At 33.3% G+C, this 25,190-nt stretch carries 21 protein-coding genes; 13 read left to right on the top strand and 8 right to left on the bottom strand.

Annotation, left to right across the window (positions count from 1 at the left end):
- Window positions 1-38: 38 nt before the first annotated feature.
- The 3 genes from BSF42_RS13930 to BSF42_RS13940 all read left to right on the top strand — a co-directional run bounded on the left by BSF42_RS13930 (window position 39) and on the right by BSF42_RS13940 (window position 5,699).
- Entirely contained in the window at window positions 39-1,430 is a 1,392-nt protein-coding gene (locus tag BSF42_RS13930; protein ID WP_095953693.1) for an NADH-quinone oxidoreductase subunit N, read from the top strand.
- Window positions 1,431-1,596: 166 nt separating this feature from the next.
- Window positions 1,597-2,367 (top strand): Bax inhibitor-1/YccA family protein, encoded by a 771-nt coding sequence (locus tag BSF42_RS13935; protein WP_095953694.1) that lies wholly within the window; start codon window positions 1,597-1,599, stop codon window positions 2,365-2,367.
- A gap of 485 nt (window positions 2,368-2,852) precedes the next feature.
- Complete coding sequence (locus BSF42_RS13940) at window positions 2,853-5,699, top strand: T9SS type A sorting domain-containing protein (protein WP_095953695.1); 2,847 nt, start codon at window positions 2,853-2,855, stop codon at window positions 5,697-5,699.
- 63 nt (window positions 5,700-5,762) lie between these two features.
- Here the strand turns inward: BSF42_RS13940 and BSF42_RS13945 are convergent, their stop codons facing one another.
- The 5 genes from BSF42_RS13945 to BSF42_RS13965 all read right to left on the bottom strand — a co-directional run bounded on the left by BSF42_RS13945 (window position 5,763) and on the right by BSF42_RS13965 (window position 10,292).
- Window positions 5,763-6,164: a hypothetical protein gene (locus BSF42_RS13945; protein ID WP_095953696.1), complete on the bottom strand. Its 402-nt coding sequence runs from the start codon at window positions 6,162-6,164 to the stop codon at window positions 5,763-5,765.
- Window positions 6,148-6,711 carry a LemA family protein gene (locus BSF42_RS13950; protein WP_095953697.1) on the bottom strand — a complete coding sequence of 188 codons (564 nt, stop codon included), beginning with the start codon at window positions 6,709-6,711 and terminating at the stop codon, window positions 6,148-6,150. The genes BSF42_RS13945 and BSF42_RS13950 overlap by 17 nt, the downstream gene beginning before the upstream one ends.
- Window positions 6,712-6,716: 5 nt before the next feature.
- Window positions 6,717-7,760, bottom strand: a complete 1,044-nt coding sequence (locus tag BSF42_RS13955; RefSeq protein ID WP_095953698.1) for a hypothetical protein — start codon at window positions 7,758-7,760, stop codon at window positions 6,717-6,719.
- Between the two features lie 28 nt (window positions 7,761-7,788).
- Window positions 7,789-8,601, bottom strand: a complete 813-nt coding sequence (locus BSF42_RS13960) for a leucine-rich repeat domain-containing protein (RefSeq protein ID WP_095953699.1) — start codon at window positions 8,599-8,601, stop codon at window positions 7,789-7,791.
- Window positions 8,602-8,738: 137 nt separating this feature from the next.
- Window positions 8,739-10,292 carry an aldehyde dehydrogenase family protein gene (locus tag BSF42_RS13965; RefSeq protein ID WP_095953700.1) on the bottom strand — a complete coding sequence of 518 codons (1,554 nt, stop codon included), beginning with the start codon at window positions 10,290-10,292 and terminating at the stop codon, window positions 8,739-8,741.
- A 152-nt stretch (window positions 10,293-10,444) separates the two neighbouring features.
- Between BSF42_RS13965 and BSF42_RS13970 the strand changes: the two genes are divergently transcribed.
- A complete protein-coding gene (locus tag BSF42_RS13970) occupies window positions 10,445-11,431 on the top strand; it encodes an MBL fold metallo-hydrolase (RefSeq protein WP_371615841.1) in 987 nt (328 codons plus the stop codon).
- 52 nt (window positions 11,432-11,483) lie between these two features.
- Window positions 11,484-11,774: a hypothetical protein gene (locus BSF42_RS22635; RefSeq protein WP_095953702.1), complete on the top strand. Its 291-nt coding sequence runs from the start codon at window positions 11,484-11,486 to the stop codon at window positions 11,772-11,774.
- Here the strand turns inward: BSF42_RS22635 and BSF42_RS13980 are convergent.
- From BSF42_RS13980 to BSF42_RS13990, 3 genes are all read right to left on the bottom strand, one after another.
- Window positions 11,771-12,082 carry a hypothetical protein gene (locus BSF42_RS13980; RefSeq protein WP_095953703.1) on the bottom strand — a complete coding sequence of 104 codons (312 nt, stop codon included), beginning with the start codon at window positions 12,080-12,082 and terminating at the stop codon, window positions 11,771-11,773. The genes BSF42_RS22635 and BSF42_RS13980 overlap by 4 nt on opposite strands.
- A 128-nt stretch (window positions 12,083-12,210) precedes the next feature.
- The gene (locus tag BSF42_RS13985) at window positions 12,211-12,750 is read right to left on the bottom strand and encodes a 3-hydroxyanthranilate 3,4-dioxygenase (RefSeq protein ID WP_095953704.1); all 540 of its coding nucleotides are present in this window, start codon (window positions 12,748-12,750) and stop codon (window positions 12,211-12,213) included.
- A 114-nt stretch (window positions 12,751-12,864) separates the two neighbouring features.
- Window positions 12,865-13,962 carry an endonuclease gene (locus BSF42_RS13990; protein ID WP_095953705.1) on the bottom strand — a complete coding sequence of 366 codons (1,098 nt, stop codon included), beginning with the start codon at window positions 13,960-13,962 and terminating at the stop codon, window positions 12,865-12,867.
- A 135-nt stretch (window positions 13,963-14,097) separates the two neighbouring features.
- On the opposite strand from BSF42_RS13990, the gene BSF42_RS13995 reads away from it, so the two are divergent.
- The 8 genes from BSF42_RS13995 (at window position 14,098) to BSF42_RS14030 (ending at window position 25,188) form a co-directional block, all read left to right on the top strand.
- Entirely contained in the window at window positions 14,098-15,186 is a 1,089-nt protein-coding gene (locus BSF42_RS13995; RefSeq protein WP_095953706.1) for a serine hydrolase, read from the top strand.
- A gap of 141 nt (window positions 15,187-15,327) precedes the next feature.
- The gene (locus BSF42_RS14000; RefSeq protein WP_095953707.1) at window positions 15,328-16,227 is read left to right on the top strand and encodes an LD-carboxypeptidase; all 900 of its coding nucleotides are present in this window, start codon (window positions 15,328-15,330) and stop codon (window positions 16,225-16,227) included.
- Window positions 16,228-16,372: 145 nt separating this feature from the next.
- Window positions 16,373-16,744, top strand: a complete 372-nt coding sequence (locus tag BSF42_RS14005; RefSeq protein ID WP_095953708.1) for a YraN family protein — start codon at window positions 16,373-16,375, stop codon at window positions 16,742-16,744.
- A 118-nt stretch (window positions 16,745-16,862) separates the two neighbouring features.
- On the top strand, window positions 16,863-17,519 hold the full coding sequence (locus BSF42_RS14010; RefSeq protein ID WP_095953709.1) for an aspartate kinase: 657 nt from the start codon (window positions 16,863-16,865) through the stop codon (window positions 17,517-17,519).
- 614 nt (window positions 17,520-18,133) lie between these two features.
- A complete protein-coding gene (locus tag BSF42_RS14015; protein WP_095953710.1) occupies window positions 18,134-18,697 on the top strand; it encodes an RNA polymerase sigma factor in 564 nt (187 codons plus the stop codon).
- Window positions 18,698-19,096: 399 nt separating this feature from the next.
- On the top strand, window positions 19,097-20,275 hold the full coding sequence (locus tag BSF42_RS14020) for a FecR family protein (protein ID WP_095953805.1): 1,179 nt from the start codon (window positions 19,097-19,099) through the stop codon (window positions 20,273-20,275).
- 191 nt (window positions 20,276-20,466) lie between these two features.
- On the top strand, window positions 20,467-23,670 hold the full coding sequence (locus BSF42_RS14025) for a TonB-dependent receptor (protein ID WP_253251064.1): 3,204 nt from the start codon (window positions 20,467-20,469) through the stop codon (window positions 23,668-23,670).
- 9 nt (window positions 23,671-23,679) lie between these two features.
- A complete protein-coding gene (locus BSF42_RS14030) occupies window positions 23,680-25,188 on the top strand; it encodes a RagB/SusD family nutrient uptake outer membrane protein (RefSeq protein ID WP_095953712.1) in 1,509 nt (502 codons plus the stop codon).
- The last annotated feature ends 2 nt before the right edge of the window (window positions 25,189-25,190 follow it).

A 25,190-nucleotide genomic window follows, 5' to 3' on the forward strand; every position in this document is an offset into this window, starting at 1 on the left:
ACAATCATAATTTGAAATCCTAACTCAAAAAGACAAAAATGAATACATTAATAGCTATAACAGGATTGGGTATTTTCTGCCTATTGTTTGAAATTCTTAATTTAAGAAAAGCCATCATTCCTTTTACCATTTTAGGTTTACTAGGAGTATTGGCACTTAATTTCTGCGAATTTGGAACTGAACAAAGTTATTACAACAATATGATAGCAGTGAGTAAGTTCTCAACTGCATTTTCATCATTGTTTATCGTTTTGACGATTTTCCTTGTAGCATTAAGCCATAATTTTTATCACAAGCATCCAACAAAAATCTCTGATTTTATTGCAATTAAAGTGTTCTTATTAGCTGGAGCTGTTGCAATGGTTTCTTTTGGAAACTTAGCAATGTTCTTTTTAGGAATTGAAATTTTATCAATTGCATTATACGTTTTAGCGGCCAGCGACCGATTGAATCTAAAAAGTAACGAAGCAGGTATGAAATATTTCTTAATGGGATCTTTCGCATCAGGAATTATCTTATTCGGAATTTGTTTGATTTACGGTGCAATGGGAAGTTTTGATATCAGCGAAATTCACGAAAGTGCTCTTTCTGCTGAATTGCCAATCTGGTTTCCAATCGGAATGATTTTAATGGTAGTTGGAATGTTATTCAAAGTTGCTGCAGTTCCTTTTCACTTCTGGGCTCCAGACGTTTACGAAGGTTCCCCAGCTTTAACAACAGCTTTAATGAGTACATTGGCAAAAGTAGTTGCTATCGCTACTTTATTTAAACTAATTGCTGGTATGAACTTCATTGCTTCATTAGAAAATCAAGATCTTTTACATACGTTTGAAGTTATTGTTGTTATTATTTCAATCGCTTCAATGTCTGTTGGTAATATTATGGCATTGAGACAAGTAAATGTAAAACGTATGCTTGCGTTCTCTGGTATTTCTCATGCTGGTTTCATGTTAATGATATTGTTATCGGTTTCTGCTTCGGCTGGCGTTTTATTATATTACACTGCTGCTTATGCATTAGCGGGAATCGCTGCTTTCAGCGTAATCTTATATGTGTGCAGAGATCATGATAATGAAGACATTACAAACTTTCATGGTTTAGGAAAAACAAATCCGTTATTAGCCGCTATCCTTACAGCTTCATTATTATCAATGGCCGGAATTCCGATTTTTTCAGGATTTTTTGCTAAGTTATTTTTATTCAACCAAACAATTCAAGCAGGATATATTGGTTTGGTAATTGTTGCTGTAATCAATTCTATCATTAGTGTGGGATACTATTTCAAACTAATTATTGCCATGTATTCTAAAGAGCCAAATCAAGAAAGAACTGGGAAACCATTTCTTATTTATGCCGCTGCGGTTATATCAATTACATTAAATATCGTATTAGGTTTATTCCCTTCATTAGTATTAGACCTTTTGAAATAAGAAATACACTTAATTAAAATATAGTAAAATCCATCAAATTTAGTTTTGGTGGATTTTTTTTATATACGATAATTACAGAAGAGAAATTCATGTTAAAAAATTCTCTCACTTCATCGCACTTCAAAAAATCTCCATATATTTGGGTTCAATTAAATGTATATAAATTATGAACTTTAATTCTAAAAATCCATTTTTAAACAGCAAACGTTTTTCTAGTGCTACTTCAAAAGCAGAAGAAGTACACCAAGCTCAAATTATTGATTACAATCAAGAAATGACGGTGTCTGGAACAATGAACAAAACAGCAATCTTGTTTTTAATTTTATGCGGAGCCGCTATGGTAACCTGGTGGATGGCTTTTAATGGAATGAACCCAATGCTGCCAACTATTGGAGGTGCAATTGTCGCTTTTATTCTTGTAATAGTTTCTGCTTTTAAACCTCAAGCTTCACCATATTTAGCTCCAGGATATGCTTTATTTGAAGGTTTGTTTATTGGAGGAATTTCTGCAATATTTGAACTAAAATTTCCAGGAATTGTTATTAATGCCGTGGGAGCGACTTTAGTAACTTTCTTAGTTTGCCTTGGTTTATATAAATTTAAAATCGTTAAAGTTACAGAACAATTTAAATCTGTTGTTATTGCAGCTACATTGGCAATTGCGACTTATTATTTAATTTCATGGATTGTATCCATGTTTACAAGCTTTACTCCTGTTCATCATGGAAATTCAATGATGAGTATTGGTATCAGTGTTTTTGTAATCATTATTGCAGCTCTTAATCTGTTCTTAGATTTTGATTTAATTGAAAAAGGAGCAAAAGAAAGAATGCCAAAGTTTATGGAATGGTATGGTGCAATGGGACTAATGATTACATTGGTTTGGTTGTATATCGAATTCTTAAGACTTCTAGCAAAATTATCTAGTAAAGATTAACATACACATATTTCGATATTGAAGCCTTTTTGAGTAAAATCAAAAAGGCTTTTTTTATGTTTATGATCAAAATAATCACTTAGCTTCGGAAGAAAAAATTTAATCTTCTATATTTTTTTAAGCTTATTCTTTTATAGAAAACGATCAAAGAAACCAATTTCTTACAAAAATTTAAATTGTAATTTTTGTAATAAAAAAAATTATGCTTTTAGCAAATTTATATGCTTCTAAAAATCAAATTCACAAAAAGCTAATAAAACCAAGCCTTTTCATCAAAATAGAAATGTGCAATAAATTACAATTCATGCAATTTATTACATTTTTAACAACATAACTGTTATTACATTTTGTTTTATTCTTTTTTAAAGCAAAACATTTATGGATTTAAGAATTAATATATATTTTTGTGTAATCGATTACAATTAACCACTAGTGTCGATAGTAAAACCACTTACTAATTATTAACAATCTTAAACCAAACAATTATGAAAAAAAACTTACTCTTATTGACTGTCTTCCTCATGACAGTTCAGTTATGGGCGCAATCAGTAACAATTAACGAAGCTTCAGGCTGGCTAGAATCAGCATTTGTTAAATGGCAGCCGGTCAGCGGTGCACAGACTTACAACGTTTACTATACAGGAAACGGATTTACAGACAAAAAAATAGACGATCAGCTTATTAGAAGTTATGGATCTTATTTCCGTGCTGATATTCCAGGCCTTAAGGCAGGAAGCTATACTCTAAAAGTAAAACCAGTAGTAAATGGAACGGAAGGAACTGGTGCTGTTACTAGCAGCTTAACTGTTGCAGCTCACGACAGAAATGGATTTGCTTTTGAAGGCGGACGCGTTCCCGGCGGTTATAAAGCAGATGGAACTCCGAAAGATAATGCTGTTATTCTTTATATAACACAAAATACTAAAAACACCATTTCTACGAATATTACCGGCGCAAGTTCTAATCCTTGCATCGGATTACAAAATATTCTGTATGCTATTAAAAAAGGAAAAGATACGCGCCCTTTTATCTTTCGTTTAATCGGAAATATTACTGATATGACGGTTATGGAAGGCGGCGATGTAGTTATTGAAAATTCTAATAATGCTGCAAGTTATGTGACTTTTGAAGGTATTGGAAATGATGCTGTTGCAAATGGATGGGGAGTTCGTTTGAAATCGGCTTCCAATATAGAAGTAAACAATCTTGGATTTATGAATTGTAACAGTACTGCAGGAGACAATATCGGAATGCAGCAGGACAATGATCACGTTTGGGTTCATAACTGTGATTTATTCTACGGAAATGCAGGAAGCGATGCCGATCAAATAAAAGGAGATGGCGCATTAGACAATAAAACTTCAACCTATATAACTTTATCTTACAATCACTTTTGGGATAATGGAAAAGCAAGTCTTTTAGGATTAAGCGAAGGAACTACTTCTGGGTTGTATATTACTTATCATCACAATTGGTTCGATCATTCAGATTCTCGCCATCCTAGAGTTCGTTATTATTCGGCACACATTTATAATAATTATTTTGATGGTGTTGCAAAATATGGCTCAGGTTCTACACTGGGATCTTCTTTATTTGTGGAAGGAAATTATTTTAGAAACAGTAAACATCCAATGCTGACTTCTCTTCAGGGAACTGATATTTGGGACCAAGCGAATCAAGTAAATAACGCTGGAACAATGGGAACATTTTCTGGTGAAGCCGGAGGAAGTATCAAAGCTTTTAACAACACTTTCGATGCCTCAAACGGAACAAATAGTATGCGTTTTGTCGCTTACAATGATCCAAATCCTTTATACAATATCGCAGGAAAGATTAGTTCTACAACAGATTTCGATGCCTACGTTGCTTCAACAAGGGGAGAAGTTGTCAGCAGTTCCGTAAAATCAAAATCAGGAGCGAATACTTATAATAATTTTGATACAGACGCAGCTCTTTATGTAAAAAATCTAGTAATCGATCAGCCCGCAACAGCTAAAACTAAAACGACACAATATGCAGGACGTATTTCTGGAGGAGACTTACAATGGACATTTAATAATGCAACTGACGATACATCTTCCTTAGTAATTACTGCACTGAAAACGGCACTTACAAATTACTCAGGAACTTTAGTTGCTGTACAAGGAGAAGGAAATCCGCCGGCAGGAGCTCAGACCTTAACTCTAACTTCATCTGCAAACAATAATCAGACAGTTGCAAGTGGCACAGCGATAAGCTCAATAGTGTTTACATGGGGCGGTGATGCAACAGATACAACTGTAACAGGATTACCAGCTTCTGGATTAACTTTTGTAAAAAATACAACTGCAAAAACGATTACTATTACAGGTACGCCAACAGCAACAGTTTCTTATTCAATTGCTACTTCTGGAACTAGCGGTTCACCTGCAACTGGTTCTGGGACGATCACCGTAACTGCAGCTGGAACTCAGACTTTAACTTCTTCTGGAAACAGTAATCAAACTGTTTCATCTGGAACTGCAATCAGCTCTATAGTACTTACATGGGGAGGAAATGCCACAGATGCGACTGTAACTGGATTACCAGCTTCGGGATTAAGTTTTACGAAGAATACATCTGCAAAAACAATTACTATCACAGGAACACCAACAGCAAATGTTTCTTATTCAGTTACCACTTCAGGAACAGCTGGATCTCCTGTAACAGTATCAGGAACGATTAGTGTTTCTACAAGTTCATCTGGAGACGAAATTCATAACTTTACAACATCAGGAAAAACAAGTGATTTTTATTCGATAACAGGAAATCTTTCAACAACAAAAGGAACTGTGAACTACAATGGTTTAACCTTGACACAATGTTTAAAAATAGAATCATCAACAAGCATAACTTTTACCACTACACAAAGCAGTACATTAACGCTGGTTTTTGTTGAAAGTGCGGCTACTATTAAAGTAGATAATGTAGACAGAACCGCCTCTGGAGGAATTGTAACGGTAAGTTTACCCGCAGGAAGTCACACAATTGCCAAAAAAGATACTGCCAATTTATTCTATATGAGCACGGTATACAGTGCATCTACACTCAGGGTTGCACAACAAGAAATGAGTCTTGAAACCACTAATCCGAAACCCTTTTTATACCCAAATCCTGTATCTGGAACTTTATTTGTATCTGATTTAGATCAAAAAGTAGAAAAAGTATTGATTTATAATATCTCTGGAATACTTCTAAAAACCATTAATAAAGGAAATGAAAGTACTGATTTAAGTCAACTTACATCTGGAACTTATTTAGCGAAAATTTATACCACAGATGGTTCTACTAACCAGACTATCATTAAGAAATAAAGATCTAAAAGGTTTATAAAGTAAAAGGCTTCCTGATTTGGAAGCCTTTCACTGTTTATACCATCATCGTTTTCTATTTCTAAATTCTTCTTGTTCGGTCATTTTACCAAATTCTCTAAAAAAGCTTTTTATCGTTTCCAGATTGAACATCACAAACAAAAGCATTCCGAGAAAAATGGTAATCCAGCTGTACAAAATTTTGACAGAGGATATTTCAGCATCGGCCACATAAAAAATAATCGTAGGCAGTATTGCTATAAAAAGTGTTAAACCCAGTGCCAGCATCAACGGATTAATAAAAAAACTATTAACCGAATTCAACCCTGTTTTTCTCAGCAATACAGCAATAAATATCAAGCCCAGAAGACTAAAAATTATGCCTGCAAAACCGTAAATAAGCACTTGATCTTTCAGTCCGTTAATTTCGTTTTCGTAACCAAAAAAAGTATTAAAACTGAATCCCATCGTATTTTTTATCTTGCGGTGTTACATCAAATAAATGCTGCGTTTTATATCCTATTAAATTCGCTAAAATAAAATTTGGGAATTCTTGTATGCCAACATTGTACAGATTTACGCTATCATTAAAAAACTCTCTTCTGTCTGCAATTTTATCTTCCATTTGAGAAACCCTCTTTTGCAATTCGAGAAAATTACTGTTTGAAGAAAGAGTTGGATAATTCTCTGAAACCGCGAATAAGTTTTTCATCGTTTTTGAAAATTCGTTTGCATTGTCAATCTTTTCTTCAACCGTTTTAGCATTCAAAAAATCAGTTCTTAACTTCGTTAGATTTGTAAGAATCGATGTTTCGTGTTCCATAAACTTAGAGGCAACTTTTACCAATTCGGGAACTTCATCAGCTCGCTGCATTAAGATGACATCAATATTTCTAAATGCTTTTTCGTAGTTATTCTTAAGCATAACCAGCTTATTGTAAATTCTAATAAAGAAATTAAAAAATATAATAATCAGGATTAGTCCGGCAATCAATGCAATGTTTTGAATAGTCATACTTTTTAATTTAAAATGATATAAAGGAGAATAAGCGAAATGAAAAACAAAGCCGCTAAAAAAGAATCTAATAAAGGTTTATATTTATTTCTAAATGAAATACTTCTTGGAACTGCAACACCAAAAACTGTATCAGAACTGCCTTTTTGAATTAAAACATTTCCATTGTCCGAACCCGCATAACCTATAAGCAGCATATAATCGTTGGTACGCAGATAAGTCTCTGTGTATCTCGTTTTACCACCAGCCTGATTATCTATTCTATCAAAATAAAATTCCATTCCGTCGCCGTCAACTGTAACAGATCCGTTCTCATCTTTAATTTTGAATTTACCCGTTTTCGTTTCAGTAAAAATGGTTGTGTAAGTGGTTTTTCCATCTTTATCACGCGGACTTTCTTTTTCGATTTTATAGAAATATCCAATACACGGCTTACTGAAATAAGGCGAAATAATAGGCTCGATTTCTTCTAAATCGCCTTCTATTTCAACCTGCCCCATCGCAATTGCATTTGTTTTTGAGGTTGGTAAAATAGCTTGCAATCTTAAAAATTTACTTTTACTACTTGGGAAAAATATATTTTTTAGCAGAATAAATCCTGGAATAATTAAAAAGAGAAGTTTTAAATTTTCGGTTTCAGCCAGAAAATATATCGCTCCAATTATACATCCCAAAACAAATAATCCTAAGAGTTTTTCGAATAATGGCGTTTTCTGAATATTGTGTTTTTTATTGAAATTTTCTCTTTCAATTCTTTCTTGTTTACTGCTTTTAATACCCGAATAAATCATTCCGATAAAGGCAAAAATAAAAACAGAAGGGAATAAAAGAAGAATAACTGCAAACGGAAGCCGGTCATCAATTAAAAAACTCACGCCAATAATCGCAGGACACAAAACAAAAAACAACCAATTTGGAAATTTTAAATTGAATAATCCTGAAAAAATGATAGTATGAAATAGGGCAACTCCGAGACTAAAAAGCATCAAAAAGATTACCTCTGCGCCATCTGCTTTATTCTGATTTAAAAATTCTAAAATTTCATTCATAACTTAAAATGCAAAACTAATTATGGCTTTAAAATATAATTTCAACTTCTTTCGAAAGCAGTTTTCGAATTCTATTTTTTTCTATGTCAGAAATTGGATTATTACTTAAATCAATTCCAATAAGTAATTGCAATTTATTGATTTCATTTGGAATTTCGGCAATCTCATTTTTACTTAAAGTAAGAAATTTGAGGTTTTTGAATTTCAAAATCTCTGGCGGAAACTCCTTCAGATTTGTTTGGGATAAATCAAGTTCAACAACTAATTCGGGTTTGATTTTTGCTTCTTCTAAATCGTAAAAAGTTGATTTTTCCTTTTTCTTTTCTTCTTTATTTTTGCTTAAAAGACCAAAACCAGCAAGAATAAGTGACGCCACAAAAAAGATACATAAAAAAGAAACCCAAACAGGATCTTGATTTTTCTCTGTCGTAAAAAGTCTCAGGTAAACATAGTAAACCATTCCGAAAAACAAAACCAAAAATAAACCCAGAAATATGAGATATAGAATATATTTAAAGAATGTAAAAATGATATTCTTGACTCTTGTTGTGTTTTTTGCAGCCATGAAATAAACAATCAAAGCCAAAATTAAAACCCAAAAAAAAACGAGTCCAATTATCGCAGTTTCATTTCCGTTTTCGATAACTGAAAAAGTTATGAATGTAGGAAACATCAAAACAAACCAAATAATTACAGCAGTTAGACCAACAGAAGCACAACCCATTTTGCCGTCTTTTTTAGAAGATTTAAGCCAAAAATAAGCGAGTAAAATAGACAAAAGAATTACTCCAATAAATGCGTATCCAAAAGGAGTAAGTCCGGCTAAAAAAAATAAAGTCATTTTGGTTGCTTAAATATTATAAAAGATGTTTCGGGGTATGGATAATAAAAATAAAAATACTACAAATTGCCGCATTAAAAAAACCGCTTTCTCCAAATAATGAAAAAAGCGGTTTTATATTTTTTAAATCCTTTCTATTACAAATCAAATTTAATTCCCTGCGCTAAAGGAAGATTTGTGGTATAATTAATCGTATTCGTCTGGCGTCTCATATAAATTTTCCAAGCATCAGAACCAGATTCGCGTCCGCCTCCAGTTTCTTTTTCGCCTCCAAAAGCGCCGCCAATTTCAGCTCCAGAAGTTCCGATATTGACATTTGCGATCCCGCAGTCAGAACCAACGACAGATAAAAATCTTTCTGCTTCACGCAGATTATTAGTCATAATTGCAGAAGATAATCCTTGAGCAACACCATTTTGAATTTCAATCGCATTGTCTACTTCACCAGAATATTTAATTAAATACAGAACCGGAGCGAATGTTTCGTGCTGTACAATTGCAAATGAATTTTCTGCCTCTGCAATTGCAGGTTTTACATAACAGCCGCTTTCATAACCTTCGCCAGAAAGTACTCCTCCTTCTACAAGAACTTTTCCGCCTTCGGCTACTACTCTATTTAAAGCCGTAGCGTACATTTCGACAGCATGTATATCAATTAAAGGACCAACATGATTGTTTTCGTCAAGCGGATTTCCGATTCGCAATTGTTTGTACGCTGTCACCAAAGCATCTTTTACTTTATCATAAATGCTTTCGTGAATAATTAACCTTCGGGTTGAAGTACAGCGTTGTCCAGCAGTTCCAACAGCGCCAAAAACAGCACCAATAACCGTCATTTTTATATCTGCATCCGGAGTAACGATTATAGCATTATTCCCGCCTAATTCTAACAATGATTTACCAAGTCTTCCTGCAACAGCTTGTGCTACAATTTTTCCCATCCTTGTAGAACCAGTCGCAGAAATTAACGGAATACGTGTATCTTTTGTCAGCAACTCTCCAATTGTATAATCTCCGTTTATTAAACACGAAATTCCTTCTGGAAGATTGTTTTCTTTAATAACCTGAGCAATTATATTTTGGCAGGCAATACCGCAAAGAGGTGTTTTTTCAGAAGGTTTCCAAACGCAGACATCTCCAGAAATCCATGCTAGCGCTGTATTCCAAGACCAAACCGCAACTGGAAAGTTAAAAGCAGAAATAATACCAACAATTCCCAGAGGATGATATTGCTCGTACATACGATGTCCAGGTCTTTCAGAATGCATGGTTAATCCGTGCAGCTGGCGCGATAAACCTACGGCAAAATCGCAGATATCTATCATTTCCTGAACCTCTCCATAACCTTCCTGCAATGATTTTCCCATTTCATAGGAAACCAATTTACCAAGCGCTTCTTTATTTTGACGCAATTTTTCTCCAAACTGACGTACAATTTCACCACGCTGCGGCGCAGGAATCAACTTAAAAGTTTTAAAAGCTTCGGTTGCTGAACGCATTACTTTTTCGTAATCTTCAAGACTTGAAGTTTTTACAGAAGCAATTAATTTTCCGTCTACAGGAGAAAAACTGTCTAAAACTGGACCTGTCGAAAAGCTTTCTATTCCTGTTGAAGTTCCTTCGTTTACTAGTTTTATTCCCAGCTTTTCCAAAGCTTCATTGATACCAAATTGTGATGCTATTGTTGTCATTGTAACTTTTTTAGTTAAAAATGTTATATTTTTTATGTAAAGATATTGTTTTAGAATTAATTTCGGATTGAAGTTAATTTATAAATAACAGTAAATTTAAGATTATTTAGTAGTATTAACAGAAATGAAAAGGCATTAATTGAATTTATTTAATGAAATTTGCAGTATCTAAAATAAAAAATATGACACTTTTCAGTCGGCTTTTACTTTGTTTCCTTTTAATTTCATCGCATATATTTTCACAGAAAGAACAAAAATCTTTTCAAGTCGTTCCTTTAGGAGTAAAAGGCGGTATTGATGAAAAAAATCTTTCGGCTTATTTAATAGCGCCAGCTAACACAAAAGATTTTATCTGTTTAGATGCTGGAACTGTAAATGCAGGAATTGAAAAAGCTATTGAAAATAAAGTTTTTAAAGTTTCTACAAGCGAAGTTTTGCGACAATACATCAAAGGATATTTAATTTCTCACGCGCATCTAGATCATGTTTCGGGTTTAATAATCAATTCTCCTGCTGATTCTTCTAAAACTGTTTACGCTACTAATAAATGTATGGAAATGATGGAAAACCATTATTTCAACGATCAGACTTGGGCCAATTTTGGTGATGAAGGACCTGGATTTCCTTTAAAAAAATATCATTTTCAAACTTTAAAATTAGCAGAAGAAATTTCGCTTACCAATACAAATATGACCGTAAAAGCATTTCCTTTAAGTCATGTTAATCCGTTTGAAAGCACCGCTTTTTTAATTAAAAATGAAAATGATTATGTACTTTATTTAGGAGATACGGGACCTGACGAAGTAGAAAAAAGTAATAATCTTCGTGATTTATGGACTGCGATTGCGCCTTTGGTAAAAGCCAAACAACTAAAGGGAATTTTTATCGAAGTTTCTTTCCCGAATGAACAGCCAGATCAATTTCTATTTGGTCATTTAACTCCAAATTATTTAATGAAAGAACTTCACGTTCTAGAGGATTTAGCTGGAAAAGGTTCTTTAAATAGTTTTAAAGTTATCATTACTCATTTAAAACCTCCAGCAAAGAATATTGCTAAAATCAAGGAACAATTAAAGAGTCAAAATGACTTAGGATTGAAGATCATTTATCCTAAGCAGGGGAAAAAGTTTGACTTATAAACAAATTAATTTGTAAGTTATTTTTTATATTTTTACCAAATAAATTTTATTTATGGAAATTGTTTGGTCTTCAAGAGCTACTTATACTTTTTATACAACTAGAAATTATCTAATACAATTTCGAAGTAATGAAATTGCACAAAAATTTGTAAATGAGGTTTTACATATTGTTAATTTAGTTTCAATAAATCCTCATTTAGGAAAATTTAGAAATGACTTAGAATGTAATGAAATATTAGTCACAAAATATATTTCTCTTTATTACATTTTAAATAAGGATTTTATCCACCTAATTGAATTTTATGACAATCGTCAAAAACCTCTAACAATTTTAAATTTTTAGATTATATTTTTGCTTTTTAACTCAAGTAACATTTCTTCATGAGTCATAAAATTTCCTTCTTCATATTCACGCTTAGCATTTTCTATTTCAGCCTTTAACTGTAATCTAAAATTCTCTTCTGGAGAAAGTATTTTCGCTATCGACAATACTTCATCAGGAGTAAAAGTCTGATTCTTTAATTTTCGATAAAATGTTGGGCTAGGAATACCAACTTTCTCAATAATATAATTTTTTTTATAAGGAGACTTATCCATTAAATCCTCCATATTATCAACTATATTCTTATATGCAATAACTTCTTGTATCATAATTGATCTTTTTCTATATCATTTATAATGCAAATATATATCAAAAATGATATAAAAACATTGTTTTTACTTACAAAATATCCTAAAAAAATACCTAACAGGTTTTGGAAACCTGTTAGGTAGTATAACTATTTCTTAGCTGTAAACCTAGGATCAGTCTCCATTACGGTTCCACACTCATCACAAGTTCGCAATTCTTCTGAATTGTAGAAATGTTCGAAATGAGGAAGAAAATCTTTCTCAATATTATGAAGTTCAAAATACACTTCATAAAGTTTATGGTTACAATTATCACAATGCCAAAGCAAACCATCTGTATATCCTTTTCCGGCACGTTTACGCTCAATCACTAATCCGATAGAACCCTCTGAACGAACGGGAGAATGCGGTACTTTGGCAGGATGTAAATACATATCACCGGCATTTAATTCCATTTCTTTACGCTGCCCATCTTCTTGAATTACTACTTTTATACTTCCTTCTAATTGATAAAAAAGTTCTTCTGTTTCATTATAATGGTAATCTTTTCTAGCATTTGGTCCTGCAACAATCATTACAATATAATCTCCAGAATCAACATATAGATTTTTATTCCCAACAGGCGGTTTTAGTAAATGACGGTTTTCGTCAATCCATTGGGTCAGGTTAAAAGGTTTTGCTATAGCCATTTTTTTAGTACTAAATTATGAATAGCTAAGGTAGTGAAAACTTTTTCAGCTTTAGTATTCCGTAAGAGTTTTAAGTCGCAGTACAGATGAAAACTGCGACTGAAAACTGAAAGCTTATTTAAACTCTTTTATCAAATAAATATAAACTGGAAAATGATCGCTGAAACCAGCTTCTGCTAATGTATTTCGAAGCGGATAACCCTTATATTGTCCAGAAGTTTGAACTAAATAAGGCCGGTTAAAAATACCTGCTTTCCAAAAACTAAAAGTCGAAAAATCAGTTTTAAGAAGAGATTCGGTCATTATAATCTGGTCAAAAATATTCCAGGAATCTCGAAACGCAATTGTTCCCATTCCTTTATTTGCCATTTCCTCAAACGGATTAAAAACACCAAATTCTACAACTTCAGCCTTTTTACCTTTTGCTCCCAGACCTATTTTAATACTATTGTTTAAAGGACCATCATTCAAATCGCCCATGGTCAAAACTTTTGCCTTCGGATTAATCTGTTGCAGCGAGTCGATAATTTTACGGTTTAACTTACCCGCAGCTTCACGAAATAAACTTGTTGCTTTTTCTCCGCCAGATCTTGAAGGCCAGTGATTCACAATAATATGGATTTCTTCATCTTCCAAAAAACCTGAAACCAAAAGCTGATCTCTCGTAAAAATACGGTTGTTGTTTTCTTTTTTAACTTCGATTTCATCATCTATAACTTCCGCCTCTTCTTCTTTCTTTTCGATATTCTTTTTATAAATAAGCAAAGGAATATTTGAAAATGAAGTTGGTCGAAAATATTTTTTCTGATAAAGTAAAGCAACGTCAATACCCCGCTTATCAGGAGAATCAAAATGAATAATTCCTAAATCCAGCTGCTGCAATTTTGGTTCTTTTATTAAATCTTCTAAAACACCACGATTTTCAATTTCAGATCCTCCAATTAAAGTCGGTCCATTTGAATTTTCGGGAGTTCCAATTTCAGCAATTACCCTTGCCAGATTTTTTAGTTTTTGCTGGTATTTTTCTACTGTCCAATGCTGTGCTCCGGTTGGTGTCCATTCGTCGTCATTTGTAAAAGCATCATCGACCGTGTCATATAAATTCTCCAAATTGTAAAATGCGACAGTGTGTATTTTGTATTTTTTGGCTTGTGCATTTGAAATAGTACAACAGAAAAAAAGGAAATAAAAATTTAAAATAATGAAACGCATAAATCTGAATAATTTTAAAAAACCAAATTATAAAAATAAATTAATTTGTAAGAAATTTCTAAATTATTTTTTTAATTTACTTTTTTATATCCAAATTCTCCTGTACCTTGCTGTCTCAATTTGCTATTTTATAAAATGAAAAAAATCCTGATATCCTTTGCTTTGCTTTTATGCAGCAGTTTCTGTTATTCTCAACAAAACCGTCAATTTATCGATAGCATTAGAGTAAAACATAATATTCCAGAAATCGCCTACGCAGTAGTTTCTTCTGATTTTGTTTTAGAAATTAAAGCTTTAGGATACAAAAAAATCAATAGTAAATCAGAAGCTGCTTTATCAGATCGATTCCGTTTAGGTTCTCTCACCAAAACAATCACAAGTTATTTAGCAGCGGTATTGGTTAAAGAAGGAAAAATAAAATGGGAAACTAAATTTTTCGTTTTGTATCCAGAATTAAAAGCCAAAAGCAATCCTGCTTATTACAATTTTACTTTAAGAGATTTTATAACATTGCGAGCTCATCTTCCTATTTGGTCGTACGGAAATACAACTCCGACCCAAAAACAAATTAAAGGAAATATCCAAGAACAACGTTATGAATTTATTTCGTGGTTTTTTAAACAAAATACCATCATTTCTGAAAAGCAAGATGTTTATTGGTCCAATCCAAGTTATGTTGCCGCTGGACTAATGCTGGAAAAAGCAACTGGGAAAAGTTATGAAACATTGGTAGCAGAATTAGGGAAAAATCTCAATATTGATTTCCAATTTGGTCAGCCAAATTTAAAAGACGAAAATCAAACTTGGGGCCATGACGAAAATATGAATCCAGAAAAACCCGTCTTAAATTACAAATTAAACTGGCTTTCATCTGCTGGAAATATAAATGTAAATTTACCCGATTATTGCAAGTTCATTCAAATGCAGCTTCAAGGTTTAAAAGGGGAATCAAAACTTTTTACTGCAGAAGAATTCGATTATATGCATTTTGGATTACCCGAATTTTCTTTTGGATGGAATTCGGAAATAAACAAAAATGATGAAATTCAGTATTCATTTCACAACGGAAGTCCAGGAACATTTTTAACCAAAGTGTATATTTGTAAAACAATCGATAAAGCTTTTATTCTATTTGCGAATGTCCAATCTGAAGAAGCCGACAAAGGATTAATTTTAATTTTAAAAGAATTAGAAATAAAATATGGAGCAAAGCCGTCTAATTAAAAATAAAATAATTTATAATTTTAAGCAAAAAGAAATATGAAGATGAAAAGCTTACAATACCTCAAAAAACACTTTGTTCTTTATAAAATAGCATTTCTTACTTTTGCTTTTCAATCATTCACTTGTCAATCTCAACAAAACATGATAACACCACCTTATTTACAAAAAGGAGATACTGTAGCTCTTTTGGCAACAGCCAGAAAAAATATCGACGACAATTTAAAACCGACTATAGATTTACTACACAGCTGGGGATTAGAAGCCGTAGTGGGAAGTACAATCGGATTAGATTATCATCAATTGGCAGGAACTGACGAGCAAAGAGCGGCCGATTTTCAAAAACAATTAGACAATCCGAATATAAAAGCTATTTGGTGTGTCCGCGGCGGATACGGAACTGTTAGAATGTTGGATTTATTAGATTTTACCAAATTCAAACAACATCCAAAATGGGTTATTGGTTTTAGCGACGTTACGGTTTTGCACAACCATTTGAATACAATGGGCTACAAATCTATTCATGGCATTATGCCTGTAACGGTTCCAAGAGCAACTCCAGACGCGGTTAGTTCTTTAAAATCAAGTTTGTTTGGCGAGCCGCTTTCCTATTCTGTTAGTCCAACTCCAATGAATCGTTTAGGAAGCGCAACGGGAGAATTAGTTGGTGGGAATTTATCGATTTTATATAGCTTGTTAGGATCCCCGTCTGCAATTGATTGTCGTGATAAAATTTTATTTATTGAGGATTTAGATGAATACTTATATCATATTGATCGCATGATGATGAATTTGAAACGCAATGGCTGTATCGAAAATTTGAAAGGAATTATAATTGGAGGCATGACAAGCATGAAAGACAATGAAGTTCCTTGGGGAAAAAATGCCTTGGAAATTATTGATGATGTAACAAAAAAATATAACATTCCAGTTATTTTCAATTTCCCAGCCGGTCATATTAGAGATAATCGAGCTTTAATTATGGGAAATACCGTTACTATGGAAGTTACTGCTTCTGGAAGTACTGTTACTTTTAAAAAATAATACCACCGAAACCTAGTAAGAAAACTCAAGAATACCACATAAAAAATCTCGCAAAGACGCGAAGCCGCAAAGTTAAATACTCGTAGCGACTTCGCGTCTTTGCGTGCAAATAACCTGAAACCTGAAACTTGAAACAAAAAAGAACATGGCAGAACATAATGATTTAGGAAAATTAGGAGAAGATCTAGCAGCATCACATCTCGAGGAAAACGGTTATGAAATTATTGAACGAAACTACGTTAATCAAAAAGCAGAAATAGATATAATTGCACAAAAAGGTTCCGTTTTAGCAATTATTGAAGTTAAAACGCGTTCGAGTTTAGACTTTGGTTCTCCGCAGGATTTTGTCAAGTCAAAAAAGATTCAATTACTCATTAAAGCAGTAAATGCCTACATAAACGATAGGGAAAAGGATTTTAATGAAGATCTAGAAGTCAGATTTGACATCGTTGCCATCCATAAAAACGGCGAATCATTTGCAATTGAACATCTTACAGACGCTTTTTATCACTTTTAACATAATTTTTTATTGTTATAATTGTAACAATTTGTTTTTTTATTTATATTTGCAGAGATTTATAACATCGCAATGTTAAATTAACAACCAACAAACCTGTTACAAAAAAAAAAAGATTATGAAAACTGTTTCTTCTATTGTAGAAAACTACATTAAAACAAAACCATTTTTATTAAATGCACTATCGCTGGGAATTATCAACCTAACTTCTCTTTCACGAAATATTATGACCGAATTAGAAAGTGAATTTGGGAAAGAAGTAAAACAAGGTGCTGTTGTAATGTCTTTAAAACGACTTACTGAAGAATTAGATTTTAAATTGAACCACAAAATCAATAAAGTAATTAAAAATATTGGTGAAATCACTGTTCGCTCTGAACTTACAGATTACACTTTTGCTGCTTCTGAAACTGTTTTAAACAAACAGGCAGATTTAATTTCTGATATTAATGCTTTATCTGATATTTTCTATACCTCATCTCGTGGTGTAAATGAAACCAATATCGTTGTCAGCAGTAGTGTAAATCACTTGGTGGAGAAACACTTTTTGAGAGAAAAATTGATTCAGAAACTAGATAATTTAGCTTCAATTACTGTAAAATTACCAAAGGAAAATATTGTTGTTCCTGGTATTTATTACTTCATCTTCCAGCGTTTAGCTTGGGAAGGAATTATTATTAATGAAGTAATTTCGACTTCAAATGAGTTTACCATTTTAGTTGGAGAAGATCAAGTTGATGTAGCTTTTAAAGTAATCAAAGATTTGAAAAACTAATTAAACATACCTATTTAAAGAATCACTTTTTTGATTCTTCTGATACAATCCTTTTGTCTTTCAATTATAAAGATAAAAGGATTTTTTTTGAAATTAAATTAACTTTTTCATGAGTAATACAAAACCTGAGAAAAAGAAAAAACCACTGAGAACGCAAAGTTTTTAATTATTTTAGTAAAAAACACAAAGTTCACAAAGCTTTGTGCACTTAGATTGTATAAAAACAAATCAACTCTTAGTGAACTCTGCGAAAAACCTTTGTGTTCTCTGCGGTAAAAACACTTAGGACTATTTTATTGTTTCCCTACAGCATTTAGACCTGCCTTCCTTTTCAAAACCCAAATTTCATTTTTCGCAAATAAGAATATTCTCAACGCTCAAATCAAAAAAAGAAATTTTATTTTAAAGAAGCGTCAATCTGACACTTACTTGTACGAAAGCTACTAACAGCACTTTTTACCTCTTTACTTCAAAAAACTAACAAAAAATAAGAATTAAGTTTTTTTATATATGATTTGTTGAGAATAATATTTTTATATATTTGCGATGTAATCAGATTCAGACCTCACATTTTGATAGTTTAATACCATTAGAATTAAATAAAGCGAATTAAATTGTTAGAAACTGCCAGCCATAGTGAAAAATTATTGGTAAGTGAACTCAAAAACGGAAACGAAAAAGCTTTTCGCCAACTTTTTGATTTATACCACCAAGATATTTATGGTTACAGTATCAGTCTTCTTAAATCAAAAGAAGCTGCGGAAGAAAATGTGCAGGATGTTTTTATGAAAGTCTGGCTCAACCGCGAGAGTTTAAACATAGAACAATCGTTTAAAGCTTATATTTTTACAATTGCACGTAATCAGGCTTTTAATGTTTTGAATAAAGCCGCAAACGAAATTATATTGAAAGAAGCCGTTTTCTATGAAAGTCAGAAAACGCACGAATACGGAGATTATACCGTTCGGGAAGCCGATTGCAAAAAACTCCGAAAGCAAGCCATCAAACAGTTACCGCCCAAACGACGGCAGATTTTTAAGATGTCTCGGAAAAAAGGAATGAGCTATGAAGAAATAAGTCAGGAACTCGGAATTTCAATAAGTACAGTCCGAAATCAGATGAGTAAAGCGCTCGAATCGATGCGCGGTTTTTTTCAACTTCACGATGAAATTATCTAACCAAAACCACAATAATGCCATTAAATCACTCTTCGGAGTGATTTTTTTTTGATTAAACTTTTGATGTTTTTTAGACAGGTTTAAAGGATTTCCACATATTAAAATTCTTTTTTCTATGAAAAAAGATTAAAATCAATTGTCTCCAGCTTTAGCTGGAGGCAATTCAGAAGCGTTCCAAGTTTAATATTCGTATACCAATAATTTTGAAAATCTTTCTTCAAAATGACAAAAAATGAGTTTACATGGCTATTTCTTTTAAAAAATAAATTTTACTATTTCATTAAAAATCAACATGATAAAAAACTACAAATGTTAAATTTTAAAAATTTACAACGTTTGAGTAGTACTTCATTTCAATTCAACTGTATTATAGAAACACAGAACCTAAAAACATTCTTAATGAATTCTAATTCTGAAATAAAAACGCTTTTACAAAAGTTTATTTTAAATCAATGCACTGCCGAAGAAACGGAGCAAGTAATTGCCTACTGCCGAAATAATAATCTTACCGATGATTTTCCGACTGTTAAAGATGTTCAAAAGTTAGTAAACGAAATGCCAAAAATGGAGGAGCAAAAAGCAGATTCTATTTTCAACAGCATTTTAGCTTCTGCAAAAGAGCAGGAAACAGTAATCGAATTACAGCCTAGAAAATCAAATCTTAGAAAATATATTTCAATTGCGGCATCGATTATTGTGCTGCTTGGAATTGGTTTTTTCTACAAACAAAATGTTTTTACTAAGCCTGCCGAAGTTCCTTTCGATTTTAAAAGCACTGATATTGTTTTACAAATGGAAGATGGAACTGTTCAGGTTATATCAGAAAACGGGAAAGTTCAGGTCCATGATAAAAATGGAAATGTGATTGGAAATCAAAATGGCGATAAATTGGTTTACGAAAAAGAAGCGGATTATGAGAAACTAACCTACAACACTCTTAAAATTCCGTACGGTAAAAAATTCCGTTTAGAATTGTCAGACGGGACGATGGTTCATTTAAACTCGGGAACAACTTTGAGATATCCTGTGAAATTTATTGCTGGCGAAAATCGTCAGGTATATCTTGACGGAGAAGCTTTTTTTGATGTAGCCAAAGACAAAAAACATCCCTTTATCGTAAATGCCGACGAATTGAATGTTCGTGTTTTAGGAACGCACTTTAACGTTTCTAACTATCCAGAAGATGCCGTTACAGATGTTGTTTTGGTGGAAGGTTCTGTTGGAATGTATCGTTCTAACGAAGACTTTGATGCCGCTAAAAACACTATTTTAAAACCTGGCTATAAAGGAAGCTTCAACAAAGAAAACGCGTCAATCTTATCCAAGCCTGTTATTACAGAAATCTACACTTCCTGGATCGATGGCGGATTGACTTTTAGAAACATGGCGTTTAAAAACATCATTACAAAACTGGAAAGACGCTATAATGTAACCATCATTAATAAAAATGAAAAACTGGCAAACGAGAAATTCAATGCAAGTTTTAAAGAAGAATCTATAGAAAATGTGATGAGTTATTTTAATGACATTCATGGCATTAATTACACCATAAAAAACGATCAAATACTAATTAAATAACCACTAAAACCAATGAAAATTTATGAGACAAAAGGAGTATTAGAATAAAAAAATCGGAAAGAGCTGCGAACAATTTCCGATTAACTAAGTGATTGAATATAACGAATTAACTACAATCAATTAACAAAATTATGAAAAAAAAATCTAAGAATAATGGGTTTCTATACTCATTGTTCCAAAATGACCTAAAATTGAAACTAACTACACTACTTATTTTGGTCGCCATGTTTAATATTAGAGGGAATACTTATGCCCAAAAGACAAAAGTTACTCTTGAACTAAACAATTCAACAATCGAGAAGGTTATTGAGACCATTGAACAAAAAACAGATTTCAGATTTATTTACAAATTGAACGATATCGACTTAGATCGAACGGTTTCAATTTCTGTAAAAGATCAATCTATATATGTTGTTTTAGATAAACTTTTTAAAGGAACGCCAACCGAATTTAAGATTCGTGACACGCAGATTATCCTAAAAAAACCAGAACTTAAAACACAGGTAATTGAGTTTCAAAAGCAAACCGTTTCTGGTATTATCACAGATGAAAACGGTATGCCTCTGCCTGGAGCTTCTGTTACAGAAGAAGGAACGAAAAACGGGATAATAACCGACTTTGATGGAAAATACAAACTTACAGTCGAAAGCAGTCAATCTGTAATCGTTGTATCTTTTGTTGGATATAAAGAGAAAAAAGTTGTTGCCAGCCAAAGTGTAATAAACATTCAACTTCTTCCAGACGCGACAGATTTACAGGAAATCGTAGTGGTAGGTTACGGCACAGCATCAAAAAGAGATGTAACAGGTGCAGTTTCATCTATTGCTGCAAAAGACATGAATCAGGGTGCAATTGTAAATCCGTTACAATTAATTGCTGGAAAAGCTGCTGGAGTTAATATCACGCAGCTAGGAAGCGAGCCCGGTTCTGGACCAAGTGTACGTATTCGTGGAATTTCCTCTTTAATTGGAGGAAGCGATCCTTTGGTAGTTGTAGATGGTATCCAAGGAAATATGGATTTATTAAACCAAATACCTCCAAGTGAAATTGAAAGTTACGATATTCTAAAAGATGCCTCTGCAACTGCAATTTACGGTTCTCGCGGGGCGCCGGGAGTACTTATCATTACCACAAAAAAGAATAAAGCGGGTAAAACTACAATGGAATATATCGGTTCATCGTCTTTAGATTTTATTCCTAAAAAACTTGACATGTTAAATGCTGATGAATGGTGGGCTGCTGCGCAAAATGTAGGCGTTCCTGCCTCTGCAAACCACGGTTCTAATACAGATTGGTATGGCCTTTTAACACAAACTGGTTTTACACAAACACATACGCTCTCTTTTGGAGGAGGAACAGATAAATTTAATTATAGAGCTTCGTTAACGGCTATTTTGCAAGATGGAGTTGTAATTAATTCGAGCAACCAAAAATACATCGGGCGTATTCAAGCTACTCAATTAGCGCTTGATGACAAATTAAGTTTGACTTTTAATTTAAACACAGGAATTAACAATATGACGAGCATCATTCAAAGTATTGGAACTGCTGCTTATACTTCAAACTTAATAACAAATGCTTATCTAGTTCGACCAACAGATCCTGTTTTTAATACGGATGGAACATATTTTACAGATCCAAATGTATTTCAATATTTAAATCCATATGCAACTGCACAAACGGTTTCAAATGAATCTGAAAATGACAACTTATTTGCAAGTTTAAAAGCCGATTTAACTTTAGCAAGAGGTTTAACTGCAAACTGGTTTGGAAGCTGGAGAAAAACCAATACAACCGAAGGATATTATCTTCCTGTAGTCTCAACAAGTGCGTATGCAATTGATCAAAATGGTTATGGAAATGTTAGAAACAGAAGACAAAATGAGAAATTAACCAACTTTAGTTTGAACTACAAAAGAACATTTGGCATCCACAATATAAACGTATTAGGTTTATACGAATGGCAAAATCAAGCTTACCAGGGAAGTTTTGCACAAGTGAGAGGTTTTATCAATGACAACGCAACTTACAATGCGCTTCAGTTAGGAGATTTGACAAAAATTCGTCCCGGCGATATTGAGACTTATAAAAACGACAGAACATTAGCTTCATTTTTAGGAAGAGTAAATTATTCTTTACTAGACCGTTATTTGGTTACAGCGAGTATTCGTCGTGACGGTTCTTCTGTTTTTGGAGTAAATAATAAATGGGGGAATTTCCCTTCTGCATCTGTTGCGTGGCAAATCGAAAAAGAACCTTTCATGCAGAAACAAAACTTATTTGATGAGTTAAAACTTCGCGCAGGTTATGGAGAAACAGGTAACCAGCAAGGCTTACTTCCGCAGCAATCTATTTCGTTAGTTGGCAGTTCCGGAACAACTTATTTTGGAGGAGCTCCAATCACAAACTATATAATCACGCAAAATTCAAATGCCGATTTGAAATGGGAAACTAAAAAACAAACCAATTTAGGTCTTGATTTCGCTCTTTTAAATCATAGATTAAGAGGAACTGTAGATATTTATACTTCTAAAACAGAAGATTTATTGTTTGATTACACAGTACCTCAGCCTCCATATCCTTATCCGACTATTAAAGCAAATGTTGGTAGTATTTCGAACAAAGGTATTGAGGTATCACTTGCCTACGATGTAATTAAATCTCAAAACAGTACACTTACCTTGGGAGGAAACGTTTCGTTCATGAAAAATGAAGTTCTTAATTTAGATGGAAGCATTAACGGCGTTCCTTTAAATACTGATTATGTTCCATGGGGAGCTGCCAATTCTTATTTAGTACAAGGAAAACCAATTGGAGCGTTTTATATTTTGGAACATACTGGGAAAAATGAAAACAATGTTGAAACCGTTTTGGATCGTGATGGAAACGGTATAATCGATCAAGGTGTAAAAAGTCCAGATCGTTATTACGCAGGATCAGCTTTACCAACTTATACTTTTGCATTTAATCCATCTTACAGATATAAAAACTTTGATGCTTCTTTATTGTTAAGAGGTTCAGGAGGAAATAAAATCTACAACGGTTTACGCTCTAACTTAAGCAGAATGGAAAACATTGGTAAATCGAATGTATTGGCAAGTGCTGTAGACCAAGGAATTTACACTTCTCCTTATAGTTCTGATTTATGGTTAGAAGACGGTTCATTCATTCGTTTAGAAAATCTTACTGCGGGATACAGTTTCCGTTTTACAGATAAATATATTGATACTATTAGACTTTCACTTACAGGAAGCAACTTATTCCTAATAACAGATTATTCGGGTATTGATCCAGAATTAAATGTAAGCGGCGGTGGAGATAACTTTGGAGGTGACAGAGGAATTTATCCTCGTACCAGAAGTGTGGCGTTTGGTTTGACTGTAAAATTTAAATAGTAAAAAGACATGAAAATTAAAAATATATTGATATTAGGAAGCTTGTGTTTCCTGACACTTTTTAGCTGTACAGATATAGACGAAAATGTGTACGATAAATACCCTGCAGAAGAATTTTACGGAACACCAGAAGGAGCAGACATTGCTCTTGCAAGTGTTTATGCTCAAGTACCTGGTGATTTCATTAGAGATAATGCTTCTGGTGTTGGTTATGCCGGCGCAGATAACGGCTGGTACGACATGAACTGTATGTCATCAGACGAACAGGTTATTCCGCACAGAAATACAGGAGACTGGCAGCAGGATTTTGCCCGTTTGCATAAACACGAATGGTTACCAACAGATTTTATCATCAACAATACTTGGAACTGGCTTTACAAATCTATTTTCAATGCCAATTTAGCGGTGAGTTTATTAGAAAAATCTAATGCCGAGGCTTCTAAAATTGCCGAAGCGAAAGTGCTAAGAGCTTTCTTTTATTATTTATTAATTGATGATTTTGGAGATGTTCCATTTTTCACCGATAATAATATTACCGTTGATAAAATACCGCAATCGAGCCGTGCAGAAGTTTTCAATTTTATTGTAAAAGAACTAACTGATAATGTTGAATTATTATCTGGAACAAGAGGCGGAAACTACTACGGAAGATTCAACAAATGGGCGGGCTATACTTTATTAGCAAAAGTATATTTGAATGCTCAAGTTTACACAGGAACTCCAAAATGGAATGAATGTTTAGCAGCTTGTAACAAAGTAGCCGAAGGCGGATTTTCACTTCATTCAGGCGCTGTGGATACAGCAAATCCATTAGGAAGTAAGTATTATGAATTATTTGGAGATGTACTTCCAGAAGATGAAACGATTTTACCAATTTACGCAACACTGGATGTTGTCTCTCGTAACATCTATGCCGTTCGCAGTTTATTTGGTCCGCATGCCCAAGCATTATTTGGTTTCAGTGGCTGGAATGGTACAATTGTTCCGAAAGAATTTTTCTTAAAATATGATGCGAATGATATTCGTCGAAAACAATTTTTATTTGGAGAACAGCCAGGCGGTTATAATTATACGCTTAATGTTGCTTCATTAGATAATCCTGGTGCAGATCCGCAGGCGGGTGTGCGTAATGTGAAATTTTATCCTGTTGCTCCAAGAACCGGCGGCGGGGCTTCAAACGATTTTCCAATTTTTAGATACGCTGATGTTATTTTAATGATGGCAGAATGTAATGCTCGTTTAGGAAATTCTGGAGCGGCAAAACCTTTTATTGATCAAATTAGACAACGTGCAGGTTTAAATGCATTAGATCATGCCCCAACTCTTGATGACATTTACAATGAGAGAGGATTTGAATTAAACTGGGAAGGACACAGAAGACAAGACATGATTCGTTTCGACAAATTTTTATTGGCAAATGAATTCAGACCTGCATCTCCTGCTTTCAGAAAATTGTTCCCAATTCCAACGGCAGCTTTAGATGCTAATCGCGGATTAAAACAAAACCCAGGTTACTAAAA

Source organism: Flavobacterium sp. ACN6, assembly GCF_002304005.1.
GTDB lineage: Bacteria > Bacteroidota > Bacteroidia > Flavobacteriales > Flavobacteriaceae > Flavobacterium.

What these genes read in the sequence shown, in the direction of transcription:
- BSF42_RS13935 (WP_095953694.1), top strand. Translation starts at nt 1,597, where the DNA reads ATGAACTTTAATTCTAAAAATCCATTTTTAAACAGCAAACGTTTTTCT.
- BSF42_RS13980 (WP_095953703.1), bottom strand. Translation starts at nt 12,082, where the DNA reads ATGATACAAGAAGTTATTGCATATAAGAATATAGTTGATAATATGGAG.
- BSF42_RS13970 (WP_371615841.1), top strand. Translation starts at nt 10,445, where the DNA reads ATGAAATTTGCAGTATCTAAAATAAAAAATATGACACTTTTCAGTCGG.
- BSF42_RS13955 (WP_095953698.1), bottom strand. Translation starts at nt 7,760, where the DNA reads ATGAATGAAATTTTAGAATTTTTAAATCAGAATAAAGCAGATGGCGCA.
- BSF42_RS22635 (WP_095953702.1), top strand. Translation starts at nt 11,484, where the DNA reads ATGGAAATTGTTTGGTCTTCAAGAGCTACTTATACTTTTTATACAACT.
- BSF42_RS13945 (WP_095953696.1), bottom strand. Translation starts at nt 6,164, where the DNA reads ATGGGATTCAGTTTTAATACTTTTTTTGGTTACGAAAACGAAATTAAC.
- BSF42_RS13930 (WP_095953693.1), top strand. Translation starts at nt 39, where the DNA reads ATGAATACATTAATAGCTATAACAGGATTGGGTATTTTCTGCCTATTG.
- BSF42_RS13940 (WP_095953695.1), top strand. Translation starts at nt 2,853, where the DNA reads ATGAAAAAAAACTTACTCTTATTGACTGTCTTCCTCATGACAGTTCAG.
- BSF42_RS14005 (WP_095953708.1), top strand. Translation starts at nt 16,373, where the DNA reads ATGGCAGAACATAATGATTTAGGAAAATTAGGAGAAGATCTAGCAGCA.
- BSF42_RS14030 (WP_095953712.1), top strand. Translation starts at nt 23,680, where the DNA reads ATGAAAATTAAAAATATATTGATATTAGGAAGCTTGTGTTTCCTGACA.
- BSF42_RS14010 (WP_095953709.1), top strand. Translation starts at nt 16,863, where the DNA reads ATGAAAACTGTTTCTTCTATTGTAGAAAACTACATTAAAACAAAACCA.
- BSF42_RS13990 (WP_095953705.1), bottom strand. Translation starts at nt 13,962, where the DNA reads ATGCGTTTCATTATTTTAAATTTTTATTTCCTTTTTTTCTGTTGTACT.
- BSF42_RS13995 (WP_095953706.1), top strand. Translation starts at nt 14,098, where the DNA reads ATGAAAAAAATCCTGATATCCTTTGCTTTGCTTTTATGCAGCAGTTTC.
- BSF42_RS13985 (WP_095953704.1), bottom strand. Translation starts at nt 12,750, where the DNA reads ATGGCTATAGCAAAACCTTTTAACCTGACCCAATGGATTGACGAAAAC.
- BSF42_RS14000 (WP_095953707.1), top strand. Translation starts at nt 15,328, where the DNA reads ATGATAACACCACCTTATTTACAAAAAGGAGATACTGTAGCTCTTTTG.
- BSF42_RS14020 (WP_095953805.1), top strand. Translation starts at nt 19,097, where the DNA reads ATGAATTCTAATTCTGAAATAAAAACGCTTTTACAAAAGTTTATTTTA.
- BSF42_RS13960 (WP_095953699.1), bottom strand. Translation starts at nt 8,601, where the DNA reads ATGACTTTATTTTTTTTAGCCGGACTTACTCCTTTTGGATACGCATTT.
- BSF42_RS13965 (WP_095953700.1), bottom strand. Translation starts at nt 10,292, where the DNA reads ATGACAACAATAGCATCACAATTTGGTATCAATGAAGCTTTGGAAAAG.
- BSF42_RS13950 (WP_095953697.1), bottom strand. Translation starts at nt 6,711, where the DNA reads ATGACTATTCAAAACATTGCATTGATTGCCGGACTAATCCTGATTATT.